Origin of the sequence: Anoxybacteroides tepidamans (assembly GCF_014201465.1) — a bacterium.
In the GTDB taxonomy this organism is placed as follows: Bacteria; Bacillota; Bacilli; order Bacillales; family Anoxybacillaceae; genus Anoxybacteroides; species Anoxybacteroides tepidamans.
On record NZ_JACHEP010000042.1, the window covers coordinates 1 to 6,581 of the forward strand.

6 protein-coding genes are annotated in these 6,581 nt (G+C 47.1%); 4 read left to right on the forward strand and 2 right to left on the reverse strand.

Features of this window, described 5'->3' with window-relative positions; translation table 11 throughout:
* Positions 1-72: 72 nt before the first annotated feature.
* On the reverse strand, positions 73-930 hold the full coding sequence (nadC, locus tag HNQ34_RS17065) for a carboxylating nicotinate-nucleotide diphosphorylase (protein ID WP_183256519.1): 858 nt from the start codon (positions 928-930) through the stop codon (positions 73-75).
* A gap of 2 nt (positions 931-932) precedes the next feature.
* Positions 933-2,462 (reverse strand): L-aspartate oxidase, encoded by a 1,530-nt coding sequence (gene nadB, locus HNQ34_RS17070; protein WP_183256520.1) that lies wholly within the window; start codon positions 2,460-2,462, stop codon positions 933-935.
* 101 nt (positions 2,463-2,563) lie between these two features.
* Here nadB and HNQ34_RS17075 point away from each other — a divergent pair, with 101 nt between their 5' ends.
* The 4 genes from HNQ34_RS17075 to cdr all read left to right on the forward strand — a co-directional run bounded on the left by HNQ34_RS17075 (position 2,564) and on the right by cdr (position 6,507).
* Positions 2,564-3,697 (forward strand): IscS subfamily cysteine desulfurase, encoded by a 1,134-nt coding sequence (locus HNQ34_RS17075; protein ID WP_183256521.1) that lies wholly within the window; start codon positions 2,564-2,566, stop codon positions 3,695-3,697.
* A 7-nt stretch (positions 3,698-3,704) separates the two neighbouring features.
* A complete protein-coding gene (locus HNQ34_RS17080) occupies positions 3,705-4,244 on the forward strand; it encodes a transcription repressor NadR (protein WP_183256522.1) in 540 nt (179 codons plus the stop codon).
* A 118-nt stretch (positions 4,245-4,362) separates the two neighbouring features.
* Complete coding sequence (locus HNQ34_RS17085; RefSeq protein WP_183256523.1) at positions 4,363-4,647, forward strand: ArsR/SmtB family transcription factor; 285 nt, start codon at positions 4,363-4,365, stop codon at positions 4,645-4,647.
* Positions 4,648-4,704: 57 nt separating this feature from the next.
* Positions 4,705-6,507, forward strand: coding sequence for a CoA-disulfide reductase (gene cdr, locus HNQ34_RS17090; RefSeq protein WP_183256524.1), 1,803 nt, complete (start codon positions 4,705-4,707; stop codon positions 6,505-6,507).
* Positions 6,508-6,581: the final 74 nt, after the last annotated feature.

The window sequence follows — 6,581 nt, forward strand, 5'->3', positions numbered from 1 at the left end:
TGTTGGTCAAGGGCGAATCCGATTCCACCATCCCCCTTCATTTTCCTTCAAAAGGCAGCTCGTGATTACTTTTCATAGATTTTTTGACGCTACCTTCCATCCTTCGATATTAAAGCTAATATCTAACGCTTTTGCAGAATGAGTTAAAAAGCCTAACGAAATATAATCGACACCGGTGTCGCCGTATTGCGCCAAGTTTTCAAGCGTAATGCCACCCGATGCTTCCGTTATCATGGATGACGGTACAAGCTGAACGAACTCTTTTACTTCTTCCGGCGTGCGGTTGTCAAACATAATGACATCTGCACCAGCGTTAACCGCCTCAATGACTTGCTCTTTCGTTTCCGTTTCCACTTCGATTTTCACCATATGACCGAGCTTGGCGCGCACCGCTTGAACCGCTTTTGTAATCGAACCGCAAAAGGCGATATGGTTATCTTTAATCATCACGGCATCGTACAGGCCGAAGCGGTGGTTATATCCCCCTCCACATGTGACGGCGTATTTTTCAAGCATTCTGAGTCCAGGCGTTGTTTTTCTTGTGTCGCAAATGCGCGTATGCTGGCTGTTTAACACCGTGACCGCCCGATGGGTGAGCGTGGCGATGCCGCTCATGCGCTGAATGAGGTTTAAAATGACGCGCTCGCCTGTTAATAGCGGAGCAATCGGACCGGAAACTTTGGCTAGAATGTCTCCTTTTTTCACTTGCTCTCCATCTCGTTTGTATAAAGTAATGTCAATGGAAGGAGCGAGCAAACGGTAGCCGCTCATGATTACGTCCGCACCAGAGAAAACACCGTCTTCTTTTACAAGAAATGATCCAGTTGCCTGCTTGTTGCTCGGAAAAATCGTTTCGCTCGTCACATCGCGTTCGCCGATATCTTCTAACAAAAACTGTTGCAACATTTGCTGTAGCTTGATCGTATTCATCATCATCCCCCCATTTTGACAACGAGTTCGTGTTTTGTTCGCTCAATGCGCCGCTTTTTCCAATGTTCTTCTTCTTGCGGATAGTCCAACCGATAATGTCCCCCGCGGCTTTCCGTCCGCTTCAGCGCGGATGTTGTAATAAGCCAGCCGGTAATGAGCATCGAAGCAACGGTTGCCTCTTCTTCACTGAACAGCGTCCAATCTGCATTCACCAATTCGGGAAGCGAAAACTGTTCGAACCATTGTTTCGCCGTTGTTAAACTTGCTTCGTCTCTTACGATGCCGACATGTTGCATCATCACCGTTTGAATTTGTCGCACGGTTGGTAACGGCTTTGTAAATGGTTGCGCCGCCGGCCGCTTCTCATAGGCAAAATTCGCCTGTTTTTCGTTTCGCAATGCTTCCGCCAGCCGTGCCCCAAACACCATCCCTTCTAAAAGGGAGTTGCTCGCTAAACGGTTGGCGCCGTGAACCCCTGTGCAAGCGGCTTCGCCGACGGCGTATAAGCCGGGAAGCGATGTTTTCCCCCATAGATCGACTTGAATGCCGCCCATCAAAAAATGCGCCCCTGGTACAACCGGAAGCTTTCCGCTCTCTATGTTCACCCCATGCGCTTCACACAGTTTAGAAATCGTTGGAAAGCGGGTGCGGAAATTTGGAATCATGGAAATATCTAAGTAAACAGCATGCCCTTTCATCATTTCTGCATGAATCGCTCGCGTGACAATATCTCTTGGCGCTAAATCTTGTTGCGGATGCACATGTTCCATAACCCTTTTTCCATCTTCTGTGACGAGTACCGCACCTTCCCCGCGCACCGCTTCAGAAATAAGTCCTGCCGCTTTTCCGTTCACATAAAGCATCGTCGGATGGAACTGGATAAATTCCATATCGCTAACGATCGCTCCCGCCCGATACGCTAAAGCGATGCCATCACCGGTAACAGTCGGAGCGTTGGTAGTAAACGAGTACACATTTCCGCAGCCGCCGGTTGAAAGCACGACCGCATCGGCGTAATAGACGTCTTTTTTCGTTTGAACGCCGATGCATCGTCCGTTATGAACAACTAAATCAATGACACGTTCATCTTCCACGATCGTCACCTTCTCGCGCAGTTTTTCAAGCAAAAATGAAACGATCGCTTTTCCAGTTTGGTCGCCTCCGGCATGCAAAATGCGGCGGCGGCTGTGCGCCCCTTCATTGCCAAAATGAAACTGTCCGTCTTCATCTGTATCGAATTGCAATCCTGCTTCAACGAGTTCCAACAATCGTTTCGGTCCTTCTTGAACAAGAATTTCTACCGCCCGTTCGTCGTTATAGTACGCTCCTGCGATCAGCGTATCTTCATAATGCAACCGCCAATCATCTTGTTCCGATAAAGCAGCGGCCACCCCTCCTTGCGCGAACCAAGAATTGCTTTCTTCTTTTTTCATTTTTGTGAAAATCATCACATTTCTATGCTCATATAAGCGATACGCCGTCATGAGCGACGCCAAGCCGCTACCGACAATAATGACATCCGCTTGTGGCATATATACGCCCCCTGTTATTTTTACTGTCTTGACACTTATATTGACATATAATTAAACTGATGACAAGACTTTTATTTTTGCAAATGCGAGGGAATGAGCGTATGATTTATCTCGACTATGCAGCGACTACGCCGATGAGTGAGGAAGCGTTAGCCGTCTATACGGAAACGGCGAAAGTATATTTTGGCAACTCAAACAGCCTGCATGATATCGGAAGCGATGCCGCCCGGTTGCTTGCAATTTGCCGCAAGCAGCTGGCGGCATTGATCAACGGAGAGGAAAAGGGCATTTATTTTACGAGCGGTGGAACCGAATCAAACATATTGGCCGTCCGTTCCATCATCCAAGCGCATCGCCATAAAGGAAATCACCTCATCACAACAGTGACAGAACACGCTTCGTTATATCATTTATTCCAGCAGCTCGAAACAGAAGGATATGAAGTGACGTATTTATCAGTGGACCGCTTTGGGCGCATTGACATCGATGAGCTCGAGCAAGCGATCACGCCCAATACAATTTTTGCATCGATTCATCACGCCAATTCGGAAATTGGCACCGTTCAGCCGATTCAAGAAATTGGGAAGCTTTTACGAAAACATGGCGTGATCTTTCATAGCGATTGCGTGCAAACATTTGGTAAAATACAGGTGGATGTTCGAGCGATGTACATCGACAGCCTTTCGCTTTCCGCTCATAAAATTTATGGTCCAAAAGGAGTCGGGGCGGTATATATCGATCCACGGATTAAATGGACGTCCTGCTTTCGCGAAGCAACGCACGAATCAGGATTCCGGCCAGGGACGATCAACGTGCCGGGAATTGCCGCATTTGTCACTGCTGCGCAGCATATTTGCGACCATCTTTCGGACGAGCAATCTCGCCTTGAACAATTGCGGCAATATTTCATTTCGCAAATTACTGAAAAACAGCTGCCGATTGACATTGAAGGACACTGTGACGCTCATTTGCCCAACATTATTGGCCTTTTGGTGCACGGAATTGAAGGGCAATATACGATGCTTGAATGCAACCGTTACGGCATTGCAATCTCTACAGGGAGCGCCTGCCAAGTCGGAAAACAGGCACCATCAAGGACGATGATCGCCATCGGCAAAGAAACAGAAGAAGCGAAACAATTCGTGCGAATTTCACTCGGCAAGCCGACAACGATGGCAGACCTCGACCGGCTCGTTGCCACGTTAGAAGCAATCTGTCAACATAGAAAGGGGTAGAAAGCTGTTGAAAGAGGAGAAAAAAATTTTGGGAGAACAGCGACGGCAATTCATTTTACAATGGCTGAAAGAAAGTGGGCGGCCGCTGACCGGCGCGGAATTAGCAGCGAAAACGAATGTTAGCCGCCAAGTCATCGTGCAAGACATTTCGTTGCTAAAGGCGCGCAACGAACCGATTATCGCGACGAGTCAAGGATATTTATATTTGAAAACACCGACAGCAAACAAAACATATACGCGCGTTGTTGCGTGCTTCCATACACCGGAGCAAACAAAAGAAGAATTGTATTTAATCGTCGATCATGGCGTCACTGTGAAAGATGTTAAAATTGAGCACCCTGTCTACGGCGATTTAACCGCTTCTGTCATGGTCAGCAACCGCCGCGAAGTCGATCAGTTCATTCAAAAAATTAAAGAAACAAATTCTTCGTATTTGCTTCAGCTAACAGACGGCACGCATCTGCACACGCTTGAAGCGGACTCGCCTGCTAAGCTTGATGCGGCATGCGCCACATTAAAAACAGCTGGGTTTCTGATTGAATCATAAACGGGTCGCTTGCGAAACTTTCGTAAGCGATCCGTTTTTTTTTTTTTTTTTCACATATTTGTCATACATGCCAAAAGATTTTTTGTGATATAATTCACAATGTAAGGAGGAAAAATGTATGGATACTTACCGACAAGAACAAGCGCAATATATCGAGCAGGCAGAGCTGCTGAAAGCTCTCGCCCATCCGGTCCGGCTTTGCATCGTCAAAGGACTTATTGAAAAAGGCGGATGCAACGTATCAACGATGCAGCAATGTCTGAATATGCCGCAATCGACGATTTCACAACATTTAGCGAAGTTGAAGGCAGCTAACATCGTCACAGCCGAACGGCAAGGGTTGGAAGTGATCTACCGTGTCCACGATCCGATTGTCAAACAGCTTATCGAGATTCTATTTTAATAGTGCTTATATCGTATTATTTGAATATACAAATAAAACAATCAAGGAGGAATCAGCATGAGAAGAAAAATTGTCATTGTCGGAGGCGTCGCAGGCGGGGCGACAACTGCTGCCCGCTTAAGAAGATTGGATGAAGAAGCCGAAATCGTCATGTTTGAACGCGGGGAATACATTTCGTTTGCCAACTGCGGTCTCCCTTACTATATCGGCGGGGCGATCGCGGAGCGCGATGCGTTGCTCGTCCAAACGGTGGAAGGAATGTCCGAAAAATTCCATCTCGATATTCGCACATTAAGCGAAGTGGTGCAAATTAACCGTGAGCGAAAAACGGTCACTGTCAAACACTTACCGACAGGAAAAACGTACGAAGAATCGTATGACTACCTTGTTCTATCGCCAGGGGCCAGTCCGATCAAACCGCCGATTCCAGGAATCGATGAGGTGAACAACTTATTCACTTTGCGTAACATTCCTAATACAGACCGCATTAAAGCATACGTCGATGAAAAGCAGCCAAAAAAAGCGGTTGTCATCGGCGGGGGATTTATCGGTGTCGAAATGGCTGAAAATTTATGGGAGCGCGGCATCGACGTCACTCTTGTGGAAGCCGCAAATCAAATTATGGCGCCTGTCGATTATGAAATGGCAGCGATCCTTCATCAACATATCCGCGATAAAGGCGTGCGCCTCATTTTAGAAGATGGCGTGGCCGCTTTTGAACAACATGGACAAGTTGTTCGCTTAAATAGCGGAACAGCGTTAGAAACAGACATGATTATGCTAGCGATCGGCGTTAAGCCGGAAAACGAGCTGGCAAAACAGGCTGGGCTTGCCATTGGCGAACGAGGCGGCATTCAAGTGAACGAATATTTACAAACGTCCGATCCATCGATTTACGCGATCGGCGATGCGATAGAAGTAAAAGATTTTGTGAACGGAAAGCCAACCCACATTCCGCTCGCATGGCCGGCGAACCGGCAAGGGCGCATTGTGGCTGACCACATTAATGGCCGGGACGTTCGCTATTATGGAACGCTTGGGACAGCGATTGCCAAAGTATTTGATATGACGGTTGCTGCGACCGGAAATAACGAAAAAACGTTAAAGCGGCTCGGCATTGACTATGAAGTGCTTCATATTCATCCTAATTCGCACGCAAGCTATTATCCGGGCGCTTTTCCGATCGCTCTTAAACTGCTGTTTGACCGAAAAACCGGAAAAATATTCGGAGCGCAAGCAGTTGGTTACGACGGTGTGGATAAACGAATCGATGTCATCGCGACTGCCATCAAAGGCGGCTTAACGGTGTTCGATCTTCCAGATTTAGAATTAGCGTATGCACCGCCTTATTCTTCTGCGAAAGACCCTGTCAATATGGCGGGATATGTCGCTACAAACTTGATTGAAGAGATGATCGAAACGGTGCAATGGTATGAAGTAAATGGCTTAATCGAAAATGGCGCCTTTCTTCTCGATGTTCGTGAACCGATGGAACGCGAGATGGGAGCAATTCCAACGTCCGTCAATATCCCACTTGGCGAGTTGCGCAAGCGGCTAAATGAGTTACCAAAAGACGAAACGATTTACGTCTATTGCCAAGTCGGGCTTCGCGGCTATTTAGCAGCACGAATTTTAACGCAGCGTGGCTACCGCGTCAAAAACTTAGATGGCGGATATAAAACGTATTCTGCTGTTTATACGAACATCGAACAACCAAAACAACGAGAACAAAAAACGGGGAGTGTAACAGCAATGGACATTCAAGCAACGACAACGCTCGATGCGTGCGGATTGCAATGCCCTGGACCAATTATGAAAGTATACCAAACAATGGAACAATTAAAAGAGCATTCCTGTTAGAAAGGTTTTGGGGGACTTGAAAGAAAAAAGCCCTCTTGGTATGATGCAGGGGTACCAACAAACACCTATCATCA

Coding starts and splice junctions, on each gene's coding strand:
- HNQ34_RS17075 (WP_183256521.1), top strand. CDS start 2,564: ATGATTTATCTCGACTATGCAGCGACTACGCCGATGAGTGAGGAAGCG.
- HNQ34_RS17085 (WP_183256523.1), top strand. CDS start 4,363: ATGGATACTTACCGACAAGAACAAGCGCAATATATCGAGCAGGCAGAG.
- nadB (WP_183256520.1), bottom strand. CDS start 2,462: ATGCCACAAGCGGATGTCATTATTGTCGGTAGCGGCTTGGCGTCGCTC.
- cdr (WP_183256524.1), top strand. CDS start 4,705: ATGAGAAGAAAAATTGTCATTGTCGGAGGCGTCGCAGGCGGGGCGACA.
- nadC (WP_183256519.1), bottom strand. CDS start 930: ATGAATACGATCAAGCTACAGCAAATGTTGCAACAGTTTTTGTTAGAA.